The organism is Paenibacillus chondroitinus NBRC 15376 (assembly GCF_004000765.1).
Taxonomy (GTDB): domain Bacteria; phylum Bacillota; class Bacilli; order Paenibacillales; family NBRC-103111; genus Paenibacillus_E; species Paenibacillus_E chondroitinus.
The window spans coordinates 43,437-65,966 of record NZ_BILW01000032.1 but is presented as its reverse complement, the minus strand read 5'-3'; the positions used below and the strand labels follow the sequence as shown (position 1 = coordinate 65,966).

18 protein-coding genes and 1 other RNA gene are annotated in these 22,530 nt (G+C 49.7%); 12 read left to right on the top strand and 7 right to left on the bottom strand.

Annotated features, from left to right (window positions below):
- The first annotated feature begins 8 nt into the window (after positions 1-8).
- From rnr to ssrA, 3 genes are all read left to right on the top strand, one after another.
- Positions 9-2,945, top strand: coding sequence for a ribonuclease R (gene rnr / locus PCH02S_RS26395; RefSeq protein WP_127457098.1), 2,937 nt, complete (start codon positions 9-11; stop codon positions 2,943-2,945).
- A 94-nt stretch (positions 2,946-3,039) separates the two neighbouring features.
- Positions 3,040-3,522, top strand: coding sequence for an SsrA-binding protein SmpB (gene smpB, locus PCH02S_RS26390; RefSeq protein WP_127457097.1), 483 nt, complete (start codon positions 3,040-3,042; stop codon positions 3,520-3,522).
- A gap of 174 nt (positions 3,523-3,696) precedes the next feature.
- Positions 3,697-4,061: a transfer-messenger RNA gene (ssrA, locus tag PCH02S_RS26385) on the top strand.
- Positions 4,062-4,507: 446 nt separating this feature from the next.
- Here the strand turns inward: ssrA and PCH02S_RS26380 are convergent.
- From PCH02S_RS26380 to PCH02S_RS26370, 3 genes are all read right to left on the bottom strand, one after another.
- Positions 4,508-5,371 (bottom strand): DNA-primase RepB domain-containing protein, encoded by an 864-nt coding sequence (locus PCH02S_RS26380; RefSeq protein ID WP_127457096.1) that lies wholly within the window; start codon positions 5,369-5,371, stop codon positions 4,508-4,510.
- A gap of 171 nt (positions 5,372-5,542) precedes the next feature.
- Positions 5,543-5,941 (bottom strand): CHRD domain-containing protein, encoded by a 399-nt coding sequence (locus tag PCH02S_RS26375; protein WP_281282282.1) that lies wholly within the window; start codon positions 5,939-5,941, stop codon positions 5,543-5,545.
- Between the two features lie 384 nt (positions 5,942-6,325).
- A complete protein-coding gene (locus PCH02S_RS26370; protein ID WP_127457094.1) occupies positions 6,326-7,594 on the bottom strand; it encodes an MDR family MFS transporter in 1,269 nt (422 codons plus the stop codon).
- A 233-nt stretch (positions 7,595-7,827) separates the two neighbouring features.
- On the opposite strand from PCH02S_RS26370, the gene PCH02S_RS26365 reads away from it, so the two are divergent.
- The 5 genes from PCH02S_RS26365 (at position 7,828) to PCH02S_RS26345 (ending at position 15,483) form a co-directional block, all read left to right on the top strand.
- The gene (locus PCH02S_RS26365) at positions 7,828-8,319 is read left to right on the top strand and encodes a CcdC protein domain-containing protein (RefSeq protein ID WP_127457093.1); all 492 of its coding nucleotides are present in this window, start codon (positions 7,828-7,830) and stop codon (positions 8,317-8,319) included.
- A gap of 176 nt (positions 8,320-8,495) precedes the next feature.
- Complete coding sequence (locus tag PCH02S_RS26360) at positions 8,496-11,114, top strand: hybrid sensor histidine kinase/response regulator (RefSeq protein ID WP_164819751.1); 2,619 nt, start codon at positions 8,496-8,498, stop codon at positions 11,112-11,114.
- Positions 11,115-11,154: 40 nt separating this feature from the next.
- The gene (locus PCH02S_RS26355) at positions 11,155-12,129 is read left to right on the top strand and encodes an ornithine cyclodeaminase family protein (RefSeq protein ID WP_127457091.1); all 975 of its coding nucleotides are present in this window, start codon (positions 11,155-11,157) and stop codon (positions 12,127-12,129) included.
- Positions 12,130-12,141: 12 nt separating this feature from the next.
- Positions 12,142-13,308, top strand: a complete 1,167-nt coding sequence (locus tag PCH02S_RS26350; RefSeq protein WP_127457090.1) for a dipeptidase — start codon at positions 12,142-12,144, stop codon at positions 13,306-13,308.
- A gap of 12 nt (positions 13,309-13,320) precedes the next feature.
- Positions 13,321-15,483, top strand: a complete 2,163-nt coding sequence (locus PCH02S_RS26345) for a CocE/NonD family hydrolase (RefSeq protein ID WP_127457089.1) — start codon at positions 13,321-13,323, stop codon at positions 15,481-15,483.
- A 92-nt stretch (positions 15,484-15,575) separates the two neighbouring features.
- Here PCH02S_RS26345 and PCH02S_RS26340 read toward each other — a convergent pair whose 3' ends face one another.
- Positions 15,576-16,385: an MBL fold metallo-hydrolase gene (locus PCH02S_RS26340; RefSeq protein ID WP_127457088.1), complete on the bottom strand. Its 810-nt coding sequence runs from the start codon at positions 16,383-16,385 to the stop codon at positions 15,576-15,578.
- A gap of 204 nt (positions 16,386-16,589) precedes the next feature.
- On the opposite strand from PCH02S_RS26340, the gene PCH02S_RS26335 reads away from it, so the two are divergent.
- Positions 16,590-17,879 (top strand): NCS2 family permease, encoded by a 1,290-nt coding sequence (locus PCH02S_RS26335; RefSeq protein ID WP_127457087.1) that lies wholly within the window; start codon positions 16,590-16,592, stop codon positions 17,877-17,879.
- A gap of 44 nt (positions 17,880-17,923) precedes the next feature.
- On the opposite strand, the gene PCH02S_RS26330 is transcribed toward PCH02S_RS26335, so the two are convergent.
- The gene (locus PCH02S_RS26330; RefSeq protein ID WP_127457086.1) at positions 17,924-18,727 is read right to left on the bottom strand and encodes a hypothetical protein; all 804 of its coding nucleotides are present in this window, start codon (positions 18,725-18,727) and stop codon (positions 17,924-17,926) included.
- Positions 18,728-18,956: 229 nt separating this feature from the next.
- On the opposite strand from PCH02S_RS26330, the gene PCH02S_RS26325 reads away from it, so the two are divergent.
- The 3 genes from PCH02S_RS26325 to PCH02S_RS26315 all read left to right on the top strand — a co-directional run bounded on the left by PCH02S_RS26325 (position 18,957) and on the right by PCH02S_RS26315 (position 20,470).
- Entirely contained in the window at positions 18,957-19,721 is a 765-nt protein-coding gene (locus PCH02S_RS26325; protein WP_127457085.1) for a GTP pyrophosphokinase, read from the top strand.
- An 84-nt stretch (positions 19,722-19,805) separates the two neighbouring features.
- Positions 19,806-20,033, top strand: coding sequence for a DNA-binding protein (locus PCH02S_RS26320; RefSeq protein ID WP_127457084.1), 228 nt, complete (start codon positions 19,806-19,808; stop codon positions 20,031-20,033).
- Complete coding sequence (locus tag PCH02S_RS26315; protein WP_127457083.1) at positions 20,030-20,470, top strand: DUF6526 family protein; 441 nt, start codon at positions 20,030-20,032, stop codon at positions 20,468-20,470. The genes PCH02S_RS26320 and PCH02S_RS26315 overlap by 4 nt, the downstream gene beginning before the upstream one ends.
- Positions 20,471-20,522: 52 nt before the next feature.
- Here the strand turns inward: PCH02S_RS26315 and PCH02S_RS26310 are convergent, their stop codons facing one another.
- Both PCH02S_RS26310 and PCH02S_RS26305 read right to left on the bottom strand, forming a co-directional pair.
- A complete protein-coding gene (locus PCH02S_RS26310; protein WP_127457111.1) occupies positions 20,523-21,464 on the bottom strand; it encodes a FecCD family ABC transporter permease in 942 nt (313 codons plus the stop codon).
- 50 nt (positions 21,465-21,514) lie between these two features.
- Positions 21,515-22,528 carry a FecCD family ABC transporter permease gene (locus tag PCH02S_RS26305; protein ID WP_127457082.1) on the bottom strand — a complete coding sequence of 338 codons (1,014 nt, stop codon included), beginning with the start codon at positions 22,526-22,528 and terminating at the stop codon, positions 21,515-21,517.
- Positions 22,529-22,530 lie beyond the last annotated feature (2 nt).

Genomic DNA, 22,530 nt, shown 5'->3' with positions numbered 1-22,530 from the left:
GAGTGTATATGATAACAGATCAAGATATCATTAGTTTGATGCGAGATGAGGCTTATAAGCCTATGTCTTATAAAGAGCTCGAAAAGCATTTCAAGATTGCAGGAGCGGAAGAGTTCAAGGATTTTATTAAATTATTGAATCGTTTAGAGGAAAGCGGTCACGTGGTTCGAGGCGGGAATGACCGCTATGGCGTGCCTGAGCGCATGAACTTGGTAAGAGGAAGACTGCAAGCCCATGCGAAAGGCTTCGCGTTCTTGATTCCGGAAGATCGGGAGCACCCGGATGTGTATATTAATGCGCATGATTTGAATACGGCCATGAACGGTGACATTGTTTTCGTAAAAGTAACCTCCAGAAGCCAAGGCGGGGGCCGCTTGGAAGGCGAAGTTGTGCGGGTAATTACACGTGCTAATACGCAGATTGTGGGCGTTTTTCAGGGACAGGATACGTATGCCTTCGTAATTGCTGACGATAAGAGGATGACGAGAGATATTTTCATTCCTCAGCATGCTTTTAATGGCGCAGTCACGGGGCAGAAGGTCGTAGTAAAGATTGTAAACTACCCAGAAGGTCGCTCTGCGGCTGAAGGGGAAGTTATTGAGATCCTTGGTCATAAGGACGATCCAGGCGTTGATATTCTGGCAATTGTGCGCAAGTTCCAGCTGCCGGAGGCTTTCAAAGAGGAAGTGCTGGAAGAAGCAGATGCTGCACCGGATTCGATTACGGAAGATGAGATTGTTAGCCAGGGGCGCCGCGATCTTCGCTCGAAGCGGATCGTCACCATTGATGGTGAAGATGCCAAGGATTTGGACGATGCGGTTAATGTAGAGCTACTGGAGAATGGCCATTATAAATTAGGCGTTCATATCGCCGATGTAAGTTATTATGTTCGGGAAGGCACGGCGCTGGATATCGAGGCTTATAACCGCGGGTGCTCCGTCTATTTGACGGACCGTGTGATTCCTATGCTGCCGCATCGGTTGTCTAACGGTATTTGTTCGCTTAACCCGAAAGTAGACCGCTTGACGATGTCTTGTGAAATGGAGTTCGATGAGAATCTCAAGGTCGTTAATCATGAGATTTTTACAAGTGTAATTAAGACTAGCGAGCGAATGACCTATACGAATGTGCGTAAGCTTTTGACGGGTGAGGCTGAACCTGAGCTTGTGGAACGTTATGCGTATTTGATGGAAGATTTTAAGCGGATGGAAGAGCTGGCAGCTAGACTTCGCGGCAGACGGATGAAGCGCGGTGCGATTGATTTTGATTTTGAAGAGTCTAAAATTCTCGTAGATGCAGACGGTAAACCAACCGATATCGTGAAAAGAGAGCGCTCTGTCGCAGAAATGATGATAGAAGAGTTCATGCTGGCTGCGAATGAAACGGTTGCTGAACATTTTTCGTGGATGAAAGTACCGTTCTTATACCGTGTCCATGAAGATCCTGATGCTGAGAAGTTGATGAATTTCATGGAGTTCGTGACGAACTTCGGGTATTCGATCAAAGGGAAGGGCAATTCCGTACATCCACGTGCGCTGCAAAGCTTACTGGAAGACATTAAGGGGACGCCAGAGGAGACTGTCCTTAGCAAAATTATGCTTCGCTCGATGAAACAGGCTCGTTATGATGCTCAAAGTTTGGGGCATTTTGGCTTGGCGGCGGAATTTTATTCACACTTTACCTCTCCGATTCGTCGTTATCCTGATCTAATTATTCACAGGGTCATTCGCGAAGTGCTGGAAAACGGTACTTTGTCCGATGCCCGTCATGAATATTTGGCTTCCCGCATGAGCGATATTGCGCAGCAATCATCGGAACGCGAACGTGTAGCTGTAGATGCAGAGCGTGAAACAGAGGCATTGAAGAAAGCTCAATATATGCTGGATAAAGTGGGCGAAGAATTTGAGGGCATTATTTCGAGTGTAACGGGCTTCGGGATGTTCGTTGAATTGGACAATACCGTTGAGGGCTTGATCCGTTTGAGCGATTTGACCGATGATTACTATAACTTCCATGAGAGACAGTTTGCTCTCGTTGGGGAGCGCACGTCCAAGATCTACCGGATTGGCGATGAAATTAAAGTCCGTGTGGCTCGCGTAAATATGGAAGAGCATACGATTGATTTTGAATTGCTGGATATGAAGCCTCGCAAAGAAGGTAGTTTTAGCCGAGGTGGTGGAGGCGGCAAACCGTTCAAAGGAGCGGCAGGCTTCAAGGGCTTCCGTGGCGGCAAAGGCAAGCCGGAGAAGGGCAAAGGCGGCTATACCAAAGGTAAAGGTGGCTTCTCGAAGTCTCAGGGTGAGAGTGCGGGGCGCCGGCGAGGAGAAGGTAGTGCTGTTGGTGCAACTGATGGGGCGCGCGGGGGCCGTGATGGTGGGGCTGCTGGGCGTGTGAGAGCGGGTCAAGAGCGTATAGAAGGCGCGGCTAGACGTGTGAAAGAAGGGCAAGAGGGAAGTAATGGAGCAGGGCGTTTAAGGGCTGGGCAGGAGCGTGGCGAAGGCTCGGGACATGAGAGAGCAGGTCAAGAGCGTGGTGAGGGCGCGGGGCGTGCGAGGGCAGGTCAAGAGCGTGGCGAAGGCTCAGGACGTGCGAGGGCAGGTCAAGAGCGTGATGGCGCTGGGCAGGGCAAATCGCGCCGCGGGAAAGGCGGTAACACGCCGTGGAGCGAAAACCGCGGCAAAGCCGGCGGTGGTCGCGGGAAGGCGCGTGGTCCTAAGCTGAGCGAAGGCGGCAGCTTGAGCTCCAGGCTGGAATCTGTCGGCGCAGGCCGGACAGATAGCGGTGTTGGCCGCGGCGAGAGCAAGCGCGGCCGCGGAGGTATTGCGCTTGGGGGCGAAGCCCAAGCGGGCGGCAGTGATTGGGCGAGCGGCGTGAACGCGCTCGCCAAGGGTGGTCGTCGCCGGAGTGACGGCGACGGCGGCGGTAGCAAGAAGCGGCGGAGATAACGCCGCTTCTTGCATTTCGGGCTTGATCTTGCTACAATAGGATGCACATTGTAGCAGTATTTACCTGCATGAAATTGCGGGAGGAGGATCTCACGTGGCAACGAAGAAGGCAGATGGCAAGGTGCTTGCCCAGAATAAAAAGGCTTCACACGACTACTTTATTGAAGAAACGTACGAAGCGGGTCTTGTCTTGACCGGCACGGAGATCAAATCCTTACGGGCAGGTAAAGCGAACATTGGCGATAGCTTTTCTACGATTCGTAATGGGGAAGCTTTTGTCCATAACATGCACATTAGCCCTTTTGAGCAAGGTAACCGAAGTAATCCTGACGATCCGACACGGACGCGGAAGCTGCTTTTGAAAAAGGTACAGATCGCCAAGATGTTGGGCCAGGCAAAACAGGAAGGTTATACGCTTGTGCCGTTGAAGGTGTATATCCGCAATGGATATGCTAAGCTTTTAGTCGGCATTGGTAAAGGGAAGAAGCAGTACGATAAACGTGAATCGGCAGCGAAAAAAGATGCACAACGCGACATTCAACGTGCGCTGCGCGAGAAGCAGAAGATTGCCAGGTAACGTGGCAAAGGTATTGGTAAGCAGCACCTTGGCTTCCACAAACCTGAGCGTTCATTTTTGCACAGCTTGTGTTATACTAGGTCTACAGCAAATGATTCAGTTTTAAAGTGCAATTTCGCTCTAACAGCTCGTCTTTTACCTTCTCTGCTCTATTGGCGGAAATGAAGGCAATCCGGGGGTGTTCTTGGATTCGACGGGGATAGTTCGAGCGCGGGTTGCGGGTAGTGGGGACGCGTCCGCTTTAACAACGCTAAAGCCTATTAAATGGCAAACAAAACAACAACTTAGCTTTCGCAGCTTAATAACCTGTGAGCTAGCTCCTCCCTCGCATCGCCCATGTGCTAGGATAGGGGCCCAACCTTAGTGGGATACGACGTTTGGTCTCCGCCTGGGGTCGGACGTAGGAAGACAATCAGGCTGACCCAACGCAGAGCGGGTTACGGCGCGCTGCTCGGGTGACATCAAAACTGTGACTACACCCGTAGATGCCTGTGTGGCGATATTTTCGGACAGGGGTTCGACTCCCCTCACCTCCATACAAGTACAGAAAAAGCACCCTTCGAGGGTGCTTTTTCTTTTGTATTAGGAGGTACGGGGGTAGAACCCCTGCGGGTTCGCCCGCGCGGACTGGAGCGTGAGCGGAGGGAGCACGGCATTGAAATGTACCGCTAGGGTAGTCATCGTAGAGTGTGCTTCGTCAGTAAGTTAGATGGACATTTCAATACTCCCCTCACCTCCATACAAAAGAAGAAGCACCCGTGAGGGTGCTTTTTCTTTTGTATTAGGAGTTACGGGGGTAGAACCCCTAGCGGGTTCGCCCGCGCGGACTGGAGCGTGAGCGGAGGGAGCACGGCATTGAAATGTACCGCTAGGGTAGTCGTCGTAGAGTGTGCTTCGTCAGTAAGTTAGATGGACATTTCAATACTCCCCTCACCTCCATACAAGTACAGAAAAAGCACCCTTCGAGGGTGCTTTTTTGCAATCCTTATGGTCTTAACATTAGGGTCTGGATAAGCTCCTCTTGTGTGAAAGGCTGCTTCCTTCCTGAATGAATGACCCTGACAAGGTAAGGCTTATCCGGATTTTTCATATGGTAAAATCCAGGAATACGCATGACCCTCGACAGGTTTGTAATCATAGGATCAGATCCGAATTTGCTAGCTAGCGCCTTTTGAATAGGAACGAATTTGGATATGGAGCCGTTTTGAATGGCCCAATAGATGTGATAGCCGTTTTTTGTTTCGACGATCATGGCATTTTTAATCTGCGACCAGTGCTTTTTGAGGAAGGTTTTTTTCAATTGAGCAACCTGCTCTTCAGCGCGATGAGCTCTAAGCAGGTATTGCCCTTGTTTCCCTTTTTTAATTGTGATGGATTGGATCCGCTCTAAGGGGTCAGATTTGAGTTGTTTGATTCGTGCTTTTAATTGTTCTTTGGATTGGAATTGTTCGGATATTTTATTGAGATCAACATCGATAAACTGTGCTCTGATTTCTTTGATTTCGCGGCTCTTTTCATCTCTGCGATTAATTTCCATGAATACGGCGTAGCCTTTGGCATTTTGACTGAGCAAATGAATGGATTTGTTGTTTTTAGAGATCAGCTCGATGTGAGGGACTTGTTTTTCCAACAGCAAGAGGGGTTTATGCAGGAGCATGGCTTGTTTATCGTTGGATGAATTTAAAGAATGTGCAGAATTAGCGTTAGTTGGCTTTGAGCGTTCGGCATCATGAACTAAGATAAAATGAAGTTTTTCGTCTCCTTTACGGCAAATTTTATGAAGAAATTGATGCATATGGCTGGAACTGCGCTGAACCAGGGTGGAGTATTGCGTGGGGTTATTTTTCATCTGGCCACATCCCTTTGTCTAGGTTTCCGACACCAAAGTGATTGGTATTCTAAACATTCATATTCTGAAAGGATAAGCCAAGTGTAAACTTTTGAACCTATTTTCATGGGGAGTCGGGATGTTCGCAAGTGGAAAAAAGACACCCGGAAAGGATGTCTTCTTTTCATATCTTTAAGGCTGTTTGACTTGGCCGCGAATTTCACCTTCCGAATTACGGTTGGTGTGCACGTTGACGTAGGCATTACCGCTTTCGAATTCAGTAATTAAGTCTTTAAGCGTCTTTCCTTGCAGTGGACCGACTAAGTCTTGATTCGTTAGAATGCCTCGAATGGCGCCTCGCCTGACTGAAATGCCGAACTGGTTGGGGCCAAACAGGCAAGCAGCAATGGGACCGCCCCGTCCTGGTCGAGCAAGATGAATATGGGCTTGGGTGGCGCGGGACATATTTCGCATGATCAAGGCGAATCTTAACTGGCTGCCGCTGCTGTTCAACTCGAATATGGCATCTCCCGTTGATAATGTTTGTACGGGAGGCACTTCGTTTTTACCGTTTAGAAAGGCTTTGTAAATGGTTGGAATAGGTCTTCACTCTCCTTATCTAGTAATACTTCTATGTATTCATAGATTGAGAGATTTGCTTGTTGATAGGCCTAAATGACAAGAATTTCATCGTGCGAGAGGGCGATAGGGGTGCTTGGGGAACTATAGTCCGTTATTTTGGCGAAAAATGGAGTTCTGGATAAGTCGAGGGAATTGTGTTCCTCTATTTCGCTGTTTTTGCCTGGAAATGACGGCTTCAAAGACAAATAAGGCCCTGCAGTTCCGCTAGAGGAAGAAAATACTTAATTTCCTTCAAATAGCGGCCTTCAGTTCCTTTAAATTAGAAGACTCACCGCCAGGTTCTATGAATGTATGGGAAGTAGGCTGAATGGTGAGTACAATAATCAGATATCTTTAAACAGCGGTCTGACGGTCATACAAGTTGAACATCATGTTATACAGGACTGCGGAAATCACTGCTATGCCCGCAAGCAAAATGAATGTCCATGTGAACCCAATCCACGATGAGATCGGGATGGACAGCGGCGCTAAGGTGCGTCCAAGCGTATACCGCAAGCTGCCTGCGGCAAAATATTGGCCGCGCATATGCTCGGGAGCAAGCCGGGAGACGAAAGCTTGCTGAGGGCCCGCGGACATTAGCTCAGCCAGTGTGAACACGGCAATCGCGAGGGTGAAGCCCCAGAAGGTGGACATGTGGCCGAACAATACAATGCCAAGTGCATAGAAAAGCGCACCGCCGATAAATACGTAGCGGTCACGATAAGCGAGCATCCACTTGGTCACAAGGACGGTAAATAGGGCTACGAACAGCCCGTTCTCGGATACAATCAGGCCGAACAACTGCTTGCCGGATAATTGCAAACTCCAGTCGCCGTAGGAGAAGATCGTCGATAACTTCACGGTTTCCTCCATAAAAACAGGGAACAGCAAATCCAGCTGCATGAAGGTTTGAGACAGCAGCACACCGGCCAGGATGAACAGCAGGAAGACGCGGTCAGCTGCAATGATCTTGTAGTCACGCAGCTGCGCGGCGAGGAAACGATACCAAGGTTCACCGGTTGTGGAGCGGTTACGCTCAGCTAGCTTCTCCGGCAGCGTTTCGTGCAAGGTGCGGCTCATCGTCAAAGAGAGGAGCAGACAGAACACCGAAGCCGCGAAAAGCACAATATACGGATTATCATCGTAGGTGATTGATCCGAGCAGCGGGCCGACAACGACAGACACGTTCGCGGCTGTATAGAAAATGGCAAAGACGCTGGAGCGGTGCTCCTCTTTCACAACGTCTGCGACCATCGCTTGGCTGGCAGGCCAATAGATGGAACCGGACATGCTGGCGAAACTGAACCCGATGAAGCCAAGAACGGGCATCGCTAGCAGAGGCGAGGCAGCAAGTGCGAAGACGCCATAACCGACGCCTTGTCCGCATGCCGCGAGGACCATCATCCGCTTGCGTCCGAAGCGGTCAGCGCAGTAGCCGCCCATTAAGTTGGCGAAAACGGACAACGTTTGTGACAAAATCAGGAGGACGCCCGTCCAGCCTTTGCCGAAGGAGTTCGCAAAATAGATCGATAGAAACGGAAAAAAAGTCCAAAAAATAACGTTAAAAGCGGTCTCTCCGCCAAGGCGGATTTTTAAATTAATATCCCAATCTCTCATTCTCATCTGGCTGTTACCTCTAGTTGATAGTGTTTACTTACATACTACCATTCTTGTTAAATAAACAAAACGAAGGAAGGACATGCGGATAATCGGATTATCGCAACGACAATGAAGGATTTGATTCGGGAAAGCGTATCCGCCTGAAGACCGAGAAGGAATATGACCTGCGTCTGAATGAATTCCGTGATTGATCGTGTATACTGATATAAAAAGCAGCAACAGGAGGAACTTTTATCATGAATGCTGGAACATGGATCGGGTATGGCATTGGAGCGCTCGTTATCATACTGGTAATATGGCTCAGAACCCGGGGCAAAACACGTCCGATCAAAAATAAAGGTCTGGGAATATTAATTCCCGTCATCCTACTGCCTATTCTATTTGGTTTTTCCATCTACTCGTTAACGAAGATCCCTGATCATCCTTTTCATTTACCTGTAATCTGGGAGATGTTGTGCGCGATGCTGCTGGGCGTCGGGTTGGGCAGTATTATGCTGTACCATACGGGCTACGAGAAGCGGGAAGACGGGTATGTGTACGCGAAGCCAAACAAGAATTTCAAGTATGTCATCATCGCCGTGCTGGTCATTCGCATCGCGCTTTCGCAGTATTTCAAAGGGCTGGATTATACGGAATTTACCGTTCTTACGATGTTAATGGCATACTTATACATTTCAGTTTGGCGAATTGGCAGTTTCATGAAATACCGCAAAGCGAGTGTGAACTAAATCACGACAGAAGAGTACCCGGGCTGCTAGCAGCTTGGGGCTTTTTATTTTGGCGAAAAGGTCAGATCCTCACGATATATCAGTAGAAGATCCGAACTGAATGTTGTAATATATAATAGACAAGAAATGACAATTTTTTCACACAGTGAGTAGGTAAAATGGGGGTGAGGTGTCACATGAAATTTCTGTTCTATTTTGCACAATGCAGTGCATTGATCGTGACTTTTGTTTTTCTATTAAGATGGCTGTACCCCTATTATGTAAAATGCTCCAAAAGAGCGCAGTCGCTCATTTTCGGAATCGCTTTCGGAATCTTCGGTCTGCTTATTATGCAAATGCCGTTACATGTCGCGCATGGGCTGCATATGGATGTCCGCTTTGTAAGCGTTATATTTTCGGCTGTTTTTGGCGGACCACTTTCTGCAATCGTTACAGCTCTGATGGTCGGCGCTTATCGCATCATGCTTGGCGGAGATTTGCTTTTTCCACTAGGATCTCTTGTGACTACGACGTTGATCAGTATAGTTGTCCATCGATGGTCTGTGAAAAGTAGAAAGCTTATGGAGAGATACGGTTGGCTGCTAGGGCTGGTTATCAGTTTGCAGACAGTAGGCTGGGCGCTGCTTGCCCCTCAGGAAACGATGAATTATTTTATGACAGAATTTGCAATAAGTTATGTGATTTTTCATACGGTAGCCATCCCACTTTACTACTCATTGATCGCTTATGAAATTAGAAGCTATGAAACGGAAATCAAGCTGCGCGAGAGCGAGAGCCGGTATCGGACGCTGGTGCAAAACTCGCCTGACCTCGTCTACTGCTGCGACTTGGACGGGACGATTACTCAGGCTAATAACAAGATGTCGCATTTCTTGAAAACGAACGAACGTGATTTACTCGGGCAAAATATGTTGAATATGATGGCATCGGAGAAGACTCGCGAACAGTGGAAGCAAGCGCTTAACGAAGTGCTAAGAACCAAGGAATCCAAGTCGTTTGAAGCGGAAAGCCTGCTGCCAAGCGGTGAAAATAAATGTATGCACTACACGATTTCGCCGATTTTTAATCGGAACAAGGAGATCGTGGAAGTGACGGGAACCGGTCATGATATCACAGAACTAAGGCGGCAAGAGAAGGCACTTCACCAATACAAAGGCCACCTCGAGGAACTGGTGGAGGCTCGTACGTCGGAGCTCGAGGAAGCCAAGGAAATGGCCGAGTCCGCGAATCGCGCGAAAGGCGAGTTTCTGGCTAATATGAGCCATGAAATCCGCACGCCGCTCAATGCAGTGATTGGTCTAAGTTATTTGCTCCAGCAAACAGAGCTTTCAGAACAGCAGCAAGTCTATGTGGATAAAACGATTATTTCCGCCAAAAGTTTGATTGCACTCATCAATGACGTTCTGGATTTCTCGAAAATCGAAGCCAAGAAGCTGGTCATCGAGCAAGTGGATTTTGACCTGTATGATGTACTCAACCAGATTTCAAATCTCATTGGAATGAAAGCGTATGACAAAGGGTTAAAGCTGCATTTCTCCATTCATCATGAAGTTCCGCAAATGCTTGTCGGCGATCCGTTCCGTTTGAATCAAATTTTGATTAACCTGTCGAACAATGCGGTGAAGTTCACGGATCAGGGCGAAATTTCTTTTGAAATTTGCCTTTTGGCCAAAAGTGAAAGGGGGGTCACTCTCGGATTTACGGTTCGCGACACGGGAATCGGCATTACGGAAGAACAACAGGAGCAATTGTTCCACCATTTTACACAGGCAGATATGTCGACAACCCGGAAGTATGGAGGGACAGGGCTTGGTCTTGTGATCAGTAAAAATCTTGTCGAGCTGATGGGCGGAGCGATAGGTGTCGAGAGTCAATCCGGACAGGGCAGTTCATTCTCCTTTACTGCTGATTTTGGTTATAGTACGGGATCGCGGATTACGTCGATGAATCAAGACTCACAGTTGAAATTGCTTCGCGTGCTGCTCGTTTGTGATGACGGGGATATGCAGCTTGTTCTCAAAAACCAGCTCGAACAATTCCAGTTTATTGTCAACACTGCAGAATCCGAGAGTGGCGCAATTGAACAAATTTACCGCAATGGCCGCTATGATTTGGTGATCGTAGATTGGAAGCTGAGGGAATCGGTTGCCGTTCCGCTTGCTGAACGCATTCAGCTCGAATTTTCTTCGCCTATGCAGGTCATTGTAATGGTTACTGCGTATCATGAGCCGGAGCTGCAAACGCGCATCCGTTCGCAAGCCATAGATAAGGTGTTGTATTTCCCGATCAGCCAGTCGCAATTGTATAACGAGCTTATCAGTTTGTTTCAGCAGCATTTTGTGGCCAAGCAGGTCACAGGGCCAGACCCGGAGAAGTCGGAGCGTTTCAAGGCGCTGCAGCATGCGAACATTTTGCTCGTGGAGGATAATGAAATCAATCAATTGGTTGCTACGGAAATGCTGAAGGAAGTCGGGGTGATAGTCGATGTGGCCGAAAATGGTCTGGAAGCTGTCTCCCGCGCGAAGCTCAAGCGGTACGATGCCATTTTGATGGATTTGCAAATGCCTGTTATGGGCGGCTATGAGGCGACCAAACAGATTCGCCAGTTGGAGCATGCCAAGGATATTCCAATTATTGCGATGACGGCGGATGCGATGAAAGGCGTGAAGGAGGAAGTGCTCGAAGCGGGTATGAGCGGCTATATTACAAAACCGTTTGATCCCATTCAGTTGTTCGGTTTGCTGCAGCGATTGATTCAAACTTCGAGAGTGAAGGGATATAAACAGATGCTATAATGTAAAGGCAAGTACTAACGAAGCGGGTGATCATTCAGATATGCTAGTCATCAATCAACGCGAGGTTCTGGAATTGCTGTCCATGTCAGCTTGCATGGAAATCATGCAGGCTGTTTTGGCAGATTTGACGAATGGAGATGCCGTTCAATCGCTAAGAAGCGTTGTTCCACTGCAGGGGAGTCATGTTATGGGACTCATGCCGGCTTACTTGAAGCGGGAAGAGCGAGTGGGTGCCAAAGTGATTACCGTGCTGCCGGATAATCATGCGAAAGGGATGCCTTCGCATCAAGGGTTTGTTTCTTTGTTTAATTCAACCAACGGTCAATTGGAGGCTATTGTTGATGGTACCAAAATCACCGCGATCCGCACAGCGGCCGTCAGTGCGGTGGCGACTCGGCTGCTGGCGAGACCGGATGCCAGCAAACTTGCGATGATCGGGACAGGTGAGCAAGCCAGAACGCACATCGAGGCGATGATGCTGGTTCGCCCGATCGAAAGGATCACGGTATGGGGGCCGAACCCGGCCCATGCCCGGAAGTTGAAGGAAGAGACGGAAGTGCGGTACAACCTTCCGGTCGAGGCTGTTTCCTCCGCGGCGGATGCCGTACGGGACGCGGATATTATTTGCACGGTGACGGCGTCGACGACACCTATTTTGCAGGGAGCGTGGGTCAAGGAAGGCGCTCACATCAATGCTGTCGGGGCCTGCCGGGCGAAGGAACGAGAGCTGGATACCGAACTCGTGCGTCAAGCGGAGTTGTTCGTCGATCGCCGGGAGTCCGCCGTGAACGAAGCGGGCGATTACTTGATTCCCCTGAGCGAAGGGGCGATCGGGGAAGATCATATTTTAGGAGAAATCGGAGAGCTATTGATCGGGCTTAAGCCAGGTAGGAGTTCGAGCGCAGCGATTACACTTTTTAAATCATTGGGGCTAGCCTGTGAGGATCTGGCAGCTGCTCATTATATTGTGCAAGAAGCGGTTCGTAAGAATAAAGGCACACAAATTGCATTTTAGGAGCGAATGTAGATGAAAACCAATCTCGCGGAAGGCTTGTATCCTTTTCACTTAACGCCAGAGCAGGAGGACCGTGCGAGCCGGCTTCATGAAAGCAGCATCATTATTGATCTGCTGTTCCAAGGACCTTTGTCACCCCAAGCGATCCCTGCACATATCTCCGAAAACATCCGTGAAGCTTGCGAACCTTACCGGGATGAACCGATGGTGTACAGCGGCATGCCGAGCAAAATCATTCACGATATGGCGGCACGCGGGGAGCTCCCGGCATTCAAGGAGGAGTGGTACCGTTCAGGGATTACCGCGGGTAATCGCCAACTGGACATATCCGATATAGAGGGCCTTGTAACCAGCATGGGCGAAATACAGCGCCAATTCGATGCGAATGATTGGTTGGTCAAAGTGCTTAAGGCTGAAGATATTCGCGCCGCCAAAAGCAGCAATAAAAAAGCGGGCATCGTAACCGCGCAGGAAACGGATGGCTTAGGCAAAAATCTCGCCTTGCTTGACGCGCTCTATCATTTCGGTTTGCGTGTTTTGCAGCTCACGTACAACAATCAGAACTACATTGCTTCCGGCTGCGCGGAGCAGGCCAATGGCGGTGTCAGCAATTTCGGTGCGCGCTTCATTCGCAGAATGAATGAGCTGGGCATCATCGTCGACACCAGCCATTGCGGCAAGCAAACAACGCTGGACGCATGCAGGCTCTCGACGGCGCCGGTGATCGCTTCTCATACTGGCGTAGAGGCTCTCTTTGGCCATATGCGCTGCAAAAGCGATGAAGAGCTCCAGGCGATTGCTGGAACCGGCGGCGTCATCGGTGTTTTTGCGATGCCGTGGTTCATCTATCAGGACCCGAATGAAACGACAATCGAGCATGTGCTGGATCATATCGATTATGTGGCTCGGCTGGTCGGTGTTGACCATGTTGGCATTGGTACGGATTGGCCGATGAGCGATGTGGAGTGGTCCTTGGTGTATTTTAAAGAGCATATCGCACCGAGAATTGGCTTTGCCAAAGGGGACGGGCCGTCTACCGAAACGGTGAAGGGACTGGAAAAGTACAGTTACTTTATCAATTTTACCCGTGGCTTGGTTGCAAGAGGGTATAGCGATGAAGACGTTCAGAAGATTATGGGCGGCAACTGGCTGCGTGTTTTTGAACAAGTCTGGGGATAGGAGTTAACGGGGATGAGCACATATTTTCAGTCAACAACGTTTAATTTGTATTGTGCCGGTGTGTACGAGGGGAAAATCCGTTTTGCCGAAAAAGCGATTATGCACGCCAAAGTGGACGCTCGCAGGAGAACACAAATGCAGGAAAATGTCCTTCCGGAGAGGACACCGTACATATTGCCTTTTTCCAAAATCAGGTCGTCCTTGGCGCATTATGAGCAAGCCGTTTGGCAGGGAGACGAGGTAACGCTTGGCAATGGCGACCTTTATGCACGGCATGTGAGCTATACGGCTGTGGCTGGCGTGGCGGGACGAGCGGGACAAGTGGTAGGAACGGAGCAATCAGGACAAGAGAAGACATCTCAAGTTTGGGCGATGCGGAAGGATACGGCACTCGACATTGTGACCGTAGATGGACGCATCACCGCATTCGTGGCACCGAACCGGTACGGTATGGAAGTGCTCGTGGCGGAAGGGTACGAAGCGTTGACCCCGCTTGTGGTGTACGAAGATCCGCTCCTCTCGAAGCCGGAGTTCGGCGTGAACGATCTGGGCACCTTCCTCGTTCCGATGAGGGACGGTGTACGATTGGCTACGGACGTGTACCTGCCTGAGGGTGCTCAATCCCCGCAGGGGCTGCCGACGATACTCATTCGCACCTGCTATGATCGCAACTTGCGTAAAGAGTTTTTCAAGCGTTGGGCGAACAAGGGGTATGCCGTCGTCAATCAGGATGTCAGAGGGCGTGCGGATTCCGAGGGAGAACTGGTCCCGTTCTTTTACGAGCGGGACGACAGTGCGGATACGATCGACTGGATCGTGTCGCAAGAATGGTCAAACGGCTGCGTCGGCATGTGGGGTGCGTCCTATCTCGGATATGTTGTGACCGCAGCATCTACGAGCGGACATCCGAATTTGAAGGCGGTCGTCAATGAAGTGAACGTAGGCTCGCCATTTGTGGATACGGTACGTAAAGGCGGAACCGTATGCTCCTGGCCGTTGCTCTGCTGGACGCTTGCGCAGTCCGTTGGAACAAGGACGGATTTTGATATTTTTGCGGGTAAAACCGTTGATCCGGAGAAAGCCGTAGACGCCAGACCGATCAGGGAGGTTCCCCAGCAGATGATTGGCAGAGCTTCTGGCCCTTGGGATCTGTGGAGTGAGCATCCGGAATATGATGATTTCTGGAGAAATTGCACCTTTACGGAGCGTGGCGATCAGGTGAAGGTGCCGATGTTCGTCATCTCCGGTTGGTACGACGGAGACAGCGCAGGCGTATCGGAGACATGGAGGATGCTGACCAAGCATGATGTCCCCAACCGCAAAATATGGCTCGGACCGTGGGAGCACGGCCCTAACCGAGCAAGAGATCTGCTCGATACCAGCTTCAGCAACGATGCGGTTGTTTACGATTATGACGTAAACGTGCTGCGCTGGTTCGACAGGTTCCTGAAGGAACTGCCAAATGGCATCGATCAAGAGCCAAGGGCGAAGTATTACGTTGTTGGAAGCAACGAGTGGCGAACGTCCGAGGATTGGACGCCTGCAGAGGCGCAAATCAAGAACTTTTACCTGGGGAGCAAGGGCCGAGCGAACTCCAGCCATGGAGACGGCGTGCTGATGGAGGTTCCTTCTCAGCAAAGTCCTGCGGATACATTTGTGTATAACCCTGAGGATCCTGTTGCTGACAGCGGTGAAAGAGAGCCGGAGAACATGCGCAAGCATGAGCTGCGCAGCGATATTCTCGTATATTCGAGCGCTGTGCTGGAGCGGGATTTAACCGTAGCGGGCGAGTTGTCTTGTGAACTATATGCGGCAAGCACTGGTGTTGATACGGACTGGGTCGTTACTTTGAGCGATGTCGATGCGCAGGGTAACTCGATTAAGCTTTCCAATTACATCGTGCGGGCGAAGTACCGTGGTGGATTGGATAATCCAGAGCTGCTTACGTCTGGTAAGGTAGAGAAATACGATATATTCATGCAAAATATCGCCCACACGTTCCGCGAAGGCCACCAATTGCGGTTCACGGTGACATCGTCGAGCAAGTTTATCGCGTTTCCTAACTCGAATACCGGCATCAACCCTTATGAGGATCCGAAGCCAGTGATCGTGCAGCAAACGATTTATCACTCGGAGGAATATCCTAGTCATGTGAAGCTTCCGATTATGATGTAATCCGGAGAAAAGAGTGGGGAAGGGAAGACACCTGATGAGGTGTCTTTTCATTTATGTAAGAGAACGATAACCCGCGTAAAGCCGGATTACAGCTAGAGCTCCACAACCAAACCGTCATAAGCAACCTCAATCCCATGAGGCTGAAAAATATCAACCAAATCCTCATGCAGCAGCCCCGCATTATGAGAGAAGTGTGTCACGTAGATTTGTGCACCCGGCTTCAATACGCCGACTTCATCCATCCATGTTTTCGTTTCGAGTACGGCATCCACGTTCATATGGTTGTTTCTGTGCCCCACTCGGCCTGTTGTGCATTCCAGGATAACCAAGTCGAACTGCTTATTCTTCAGCCAAGCCCACGTTTCATCCGGGAACCACCCGCTGTCGTTGCCATACAAGATGGTTTTCCCGTTCTTTTCGATGGAATAGAGCAAGCAGGTTTCGAGAGGATCATGATCCGCCAGCAGCGGAACGACCGTCGCCGTTTGCGTCTCTACAGGCTGGAACGGAATCACACGGTGGAATTGATAGTTGTGCTTCAGTCCATTCAGTGCTTGAAAGATGAGGCGAAATGGAAGATCATGTCCGTAAACATGCATGATTTCTTCGCCTGACTGGGCGTAGCCTTTCGCACGAATGGCCATATCCTCAGCATAGAGATGGTCGGAATGTGAATGGGTGATGAGCAGATCCTTTACGCTGTTCATATCAATTCCGTACTGCAGCGAGTGCATCAAGGTATCGGGCGGAAAATCGACCTTCAAGTCATGGTCAAACATGACGGAAGTACGGGAACGAATATTTTTCCCTCCGCGTTCGCGGGCTTGTTTGCAGGTAAGACATTGGCAGAAGAGCGAGGGAATGCCCTCATATGCCGCTGTTCCCAGAAAATGAACCTTCATGAATGAATCCTCCTGAGCGCTTAGAATATTGTTGTTTCATGATAGTTTAGTGTTGTTTATTGTGTGAATGTTGTTGGATTCTTGTTGTTTATTGCCAATTGTATCCCCGCTTGGCAGCGCTGTCAATGGAGAAAAATGATTACTAAGGTTCCAAACAAAGGGAAGAATAAAAAAACAAATCCCGTTGGTTGGAGGTCATCAGCAATGTTTAAATTGAAAGAACGGGGCACAACGGTGCCAACGGAACTCATGGCAGGGGTCACGACATTTTTGACGATGGTTTATATTGTGATTGTGAACCCGGGGATTCTAAGCAAGGCGGGGATGGATTTCCACGGGGTGTTCATTGCGACGGTGTTGGCAAGCATTGTGGCGACGCTGATTATGGGGCTTTTTGCGAATTACCCGATTGTGCTTGCTCCGGGAATGGGGTTGAATGCGTATTTTGCTTTTAGCGTAGTAGGAGGAAGCGGTGTCAGCTGGCAGACTGCGCTTGGTGCTGTTTTTGTCGCCGGAGTCTTGTTCATCGTGTTATCGTTGACATCTTTCCGATATATGCTGCTGGACGCGATTCCTACAAGCTTGAAGCATGCCATCACTGCGGGGATCGGCTTGTTTATCACATTTATCGGCCTGCAAAATGCCAAGGTCATCGTAGCTTCTCCCTCAACGCTGCTAACATTAGGAAATCTTAGAGAACCCATGACCGCATTGACGATCATTGGCCTTATCGTCTCGCTGATCCTGATGGCTTATCAGGTGCGTGGCTTTTTGTTCTTCGGCATGTTGATTACCGCTGTATTGGCTTGGATTATGGGACTTTTGACAATGCCGGAGGCATTCATTGCAGCGCCGACGGGGCTTTCTGCGACGGCTTTTCAGCTAGACATCAGCGGTGTTTTTTCGAGCGGGATGTTCGCTGTCATTTTTACATTTTTACTGATTACGTTATTTGATACAACGGGTACGATGCTTGGTGTCGCCGAGCAAGCGGGGCTTCTCAAGGACAATAAATTTCCGCGCTCAAGAGGCGCGCTGCTGGCCGATGCGATCGGGACCTCGACAGGTGCCTTGCTTGGAACGAGTCCCACCTCCGCGTATATTGAGTCCAGTTCCGGCGTTGCTGTAGGCGGGAGAACCGGACTGACGGCGATCACGGTGTGCGTCTTGCTGGCCTTAACCTTGTTCTTCTCGCCAATCATTGCCGTGCTTGCCAGTATTCCGGCGATTACTGCGCCTGCATTAATTATCGTCGGTTTCCTTATGATGAATGTGCTGCGTAAAATAGAATGGCAGGACTTGGAGGAAGCCTTTCCGGCTTTTCTAATCGTGGTGTTGATGCCCTTGACGTATAGTATTGCAACCGGAATTGGCATCGGATTTATCGTATATCCGGTATTAAAGCTGCTACGTGGAAAACGAAGCGATGTGCACCCGATTTTTTATCTATTTGCGGTGCTGTTCTTTATTCAGATTGTGTTTTTCAGTCATTGAGCAAAAAATTTGCCTATTAAATAAATGAATGTAACAGAGGCACCTTATCCGGTGTCTTTTTTTATAGCGGCTAGTTTATCGCGGACGGAGGTCTCCAGCTTATAGATTCGCTGCTTCTCGTCATTAACTTGACGAAGGAGGGAAACCATGGAGCTTAGGGTACTTTGGACCCCGATCGCATCCCCTTTCTTGGCGCTTTTTTTAAAAGCGCTCCATAGCGGAGACAGGCTTTTGCGAGTGGATTGGACAGCGCTCATTTTGGCTTTTATCTGCACGTTAGTCGGATTGATGTCATCGAGACGTTCACGTAAACCTTTCGTTGCTTTGGAGGCTTTATCCTTGGCAGCCCGGTGGGCTTTCTCCTTCGATTGAATGTCTGCGCGCGCTAGCTGGGCGGGAATTTTCAAAGCCGTAGCCTGAAGGCGGAGCATGGTATTCAAGCTTTTGTTTTTGAGCGGCCGCACGTCTTCGATTTGTTTATTAATTGCGGTGTAACGGGATAATAATGGTTTGTAGCGCTCCCTTGTTCGCAAAACCTCCTCTTCCAGCTTGGCTAGTTGAGCGGCGTCGATTGTTTTAGCCTGTTTGCCTAGCATTGTCAGTGCCTCTTTATTCTGGTTGTGCTGCAGCGTAATTGAATGATCCCATTCTTCTTCCTGCTTCTGAAGGGTGAGCAGTTCATCCTGCAAAGCGTGGATACGAGTGGTTTGAGCTTGGGTGGAAGCGGCTAGCGTTTTATCCAGGAGTCCGGCCGTGAAGTTGAACGGAGCTGCTGCCGACGCCTCCCCCGGAAGGGCTGAGACTAGAACAAAAGCGGCGATAAGTACAGTGAATAGGTTCAGATACAAGCCTCCTTAAACTTTCGAGGAAAGACAAAAAAAGCACCTGCAAGAATAGGCATTAGCCTTATCCTGCGGGTGCTTCCCAACGTAAGTTTTCGCTCGAAATATGATAAATGTACTATATCAAGCGACCGCGCAAAGTGTCAATACGAACACCAAAATTTGCTCACGGAGCTTTCGTACTTTACACTAGATAAGACTGGTAAAATAACCACGACTAAAGGATGGAACTGCCATGATGACTCAACTTTCTATGAATGATTTGAAACGATTTAAGCACGAAATTACAAGGTTTATGATGACGTACAAATTCGCTTTGGACGCCATGGAAACCCGCGTAGAAATCTTAGTGCAGGAATTCGAGATGCTGCATGAATATAACCCTATCGAGCATACCAAATCCCGCTTGAAATCGCCTGAGAGTATTTTTCATAAGCTCAGCAGGAAGGGAGGGGACATGTCTTTTGACGGGATCAAAGCATGTGTGAAAGATATTGCCGGCATGCGGATTACATGCTCATTCGTCTCGGACATCTATGCCATCTCCAATATGCTCAAAAACCAAAGCGACCTGAAGGTGCTGGGTGAGAAAGATTACATCAAGCATCCGAAACCGAATGGCTATCAAAGTCTTCATTTGCTGGTTGAAGTGCCGGTGCACTTGACAGATCGACAAGAAAGCGTGTGTATTGAAATTCAAATTCGCACCATCGCGATGGACTTTTGGGCCAGCCTGGAGCATAAAATATTTTATAAGTTCAACGAAGGCAATCAAGCAGTGCCAGCGCGATTGTTGGAAGAGCTTAGACAAGCGGCTATGGCAGCATCTGCGCTTGATCTGCAAATGGAGCGTCTGCATGCGGAAATCGAAGAGATTAAAGAAGAGCAGACGTCCGACATTTTGGCCAGTGACGCGCTCAATAAGATTGTCATTAACAATCAGCAGTTTGCGCTGCCGCAGGCATTGCTTGAGCTTTTGAGTGATGATGACGGAAAGTAAGAATTTATCCTGCAAATGGATGCTTTGCCTGCGTACTTCTGTGCTATAATGAAAGGATTGGAACAGAAGGGTGTTGCTTCGGACATGCAGGTATTTGAGGATTGGAATCAAAAAGTGAAAACAACGTTCAACGCAACAAGTAATGAAGTAGTATTAACGGTAATGGAAGCAGGGAAATCGTTAGGTCTGACCAAGGATCAGATGAAGCAGTATGTAGACAAAAACAATTTAACCAAGGTGCCAATTATGAGAAGTGTACATCGCTACTTGCTATTGAAAAGCGAGATTGATGAGATTGTGGGGAAATCATGAAAAGCGGCGAACAAACGTATGCAAATCACCGCAGAATGCATCCATTGTTTCACTATGTGTTCTCTTTGTTAGCGTTAATTCTATTGGTTACGTCAATCGTAGAGTTAATTAGTTCCTTGCAATCAGGGGAACAATTGCTGACTTCATTTCTTTTTCTAATCATTTCTATCATTGTGATCATTGTATTTCTGCTGATTCGCACCTATCCGTTGAAAGCACAGGATCGTGCGATTCGCGCAGAAGAGAATCTCAGGCACTACGTGTTAACTCAAAAGCTGCTGGATACGAGATTAACAGTTGGTCAGATCGCTGCGCTTCGCTTTGCCTCCGACGAAGAGTTTCCTGCTCTATGTCAGAAGGCGGCTGACGGGCAATGGTCATCGGATACGATTAAGAAATCCATCAAGAGCTGGAGAAACGACGATTATCGCATATAGGTTGAAAGGGGCTTCCCAGAAGGGTCATATCTGACCTCCTGGGAAAGCCCCTTTATTTGTTGCGCAGACGTTCCTTGCGCAGCAGGTAAATAAAATACGGCGCGCCGATCACGGCCGTCATAATACCTACAGGCACTTCCCGCGGGAGGATGATGATGCGGCCAAGGAGGTCGCCGAGCAGCATCAAGTCCGCGCCGATGACAGCCGCCAGCGGGATCAGCCACTGATGCCGGCTGCCGACGAGGCTGCGCGCGATGTGCGGGGCGATCAGGCCGATGAAGCCGATCGCGCCCACCGCCGACACGGAGATGCCGGCCAAAGCAACGGCAAGAAACAGCAGCAGGAAACGCTGCTTCACGATGTTGAGGCCCAGCGAGGCGGTGATGTCGTCGCCAAGCAGAAACACGTTCAGCTTGGCAAAATTCGCCCACACGATGGGCAGGAGCACTGCGATCCACGGCAGCAGGGTGTAGACATCGTGCCAGCTGCGGCTCCACAAGCTGCCGGAGAGCCAGAGCAGCGCCATGTTGATATCGATGGGATGCCTGACAATCAAGTACTGTGTGCCAGCCTGGAACACAGTACCGATCGCTACGCCCACCAAGGCTAATGTGGAGGGGCTGAGCGTTAACCGGCGGCTGAGCAGTAGCAGAAGCAGGAAGGCCAGGAAGGCGCCGGCGAAAGCCGCAATCGGCAAGACGTAGCTTGGCGATTTGGGGAATAGAAAGAGCACCGCTGCCGCCATGAAGCCGGCCCCTTTCGTAATTCCCACGACGTCAGGGCTGGCCAGTGGATTTCGCACTAAGCCTTGCAGAATGACGCCGCCGGCGGCTAGCCCGAAGCCCGCTAAAATCGCAACTAACACGCGGGGCAAGCGGACTTGATGCACGATGAAGTAAGACTGGCTTTGTGCATCTGTTAACCCGGTCCACACATCGCCAAATGGAATGCGCACAGCGCCTACATGGACATACAGGGCCGTTAATACAAACATGATAATCAAAGCCACAATCAGTGAGATGGAGGAGGTGGATGTGGATTTTCTCACTTCGCACCTCCTTGCTTACGTGCCAAGTAAATGAAATATGGCGCACCGATCACCGCAGTCACAATACCGACCGGGGATTCGAAGGGAAAAGCAATGAATCTGCTGAGAAAGTCGGCATAGACGAGCAAAATTCCTCCGAGCAGTGCCGTCATCGGCCCTAGAATATGCAGGTTCGGCCCAATCATCGCCCGGGCGATGTGTGGAACAAGCAAACAAATGAAGCCGATCGGGCCGCATAGGGCCACGGCAGATCCGGCGAGCAGGAGCACAAGCACGATACTGATGCCGCGCACGATGTTGACGCGCTGGCCTAAGCCTGCCGCAATATCATCATCAAGCAGCAGCAGCTTGAACGCCGGCAGCATCAGTCTGAACAACGCCATCCCCCCTACGAAGAAGGGGAAAATGATTCGCACGTCCGACCATCCTGCTTGATTCAGGGAGCCTACAAGCCAGAAAATCATGCTATCCGTAGCATGCTGATTCATAATGATGAAGCCTTCCGTCAAAGAAGACATGAGGAAGTGGATTGTGATGCCGGCTAGCGCCAGTCGAACATATTGCTGTCGTCCTGCGCCCGCTAACGACCAGATTAGCAGCGCGCTTAGCGCGGCCCCGACAAAGGCAAAGCCGATGAGCCCAAAGTTTCCAAAATGGGGCAAGATAACAAGCCCGATCACAACGGCTAACGCCGCCCCGGCATTAATCCCGAATATATGCGGGGATGCCAAGGGGTTTTTGGTTGTGATTTGAGTCAACATACCCGCCAAAGCTAGCTGCATCCCAACGATACACGCCATGATGGCGCGTGGCAGGCGAAGCGTTTGGATGTACAGATGGGCTTTGTCGCTGCCCTGATAAGTCACCGCAACGTATAAAGTGCGCCAGGAGACATAGGCCTGGCCCCATTTCAAGTTGCAAATCACGCCGATCAGCATCACAAGAACAGCGGCAGAAAATAGGAAGAGCAGAGGCCATTTCTGGCTCTGCTTCTCAGTTATAGGCTTCATTG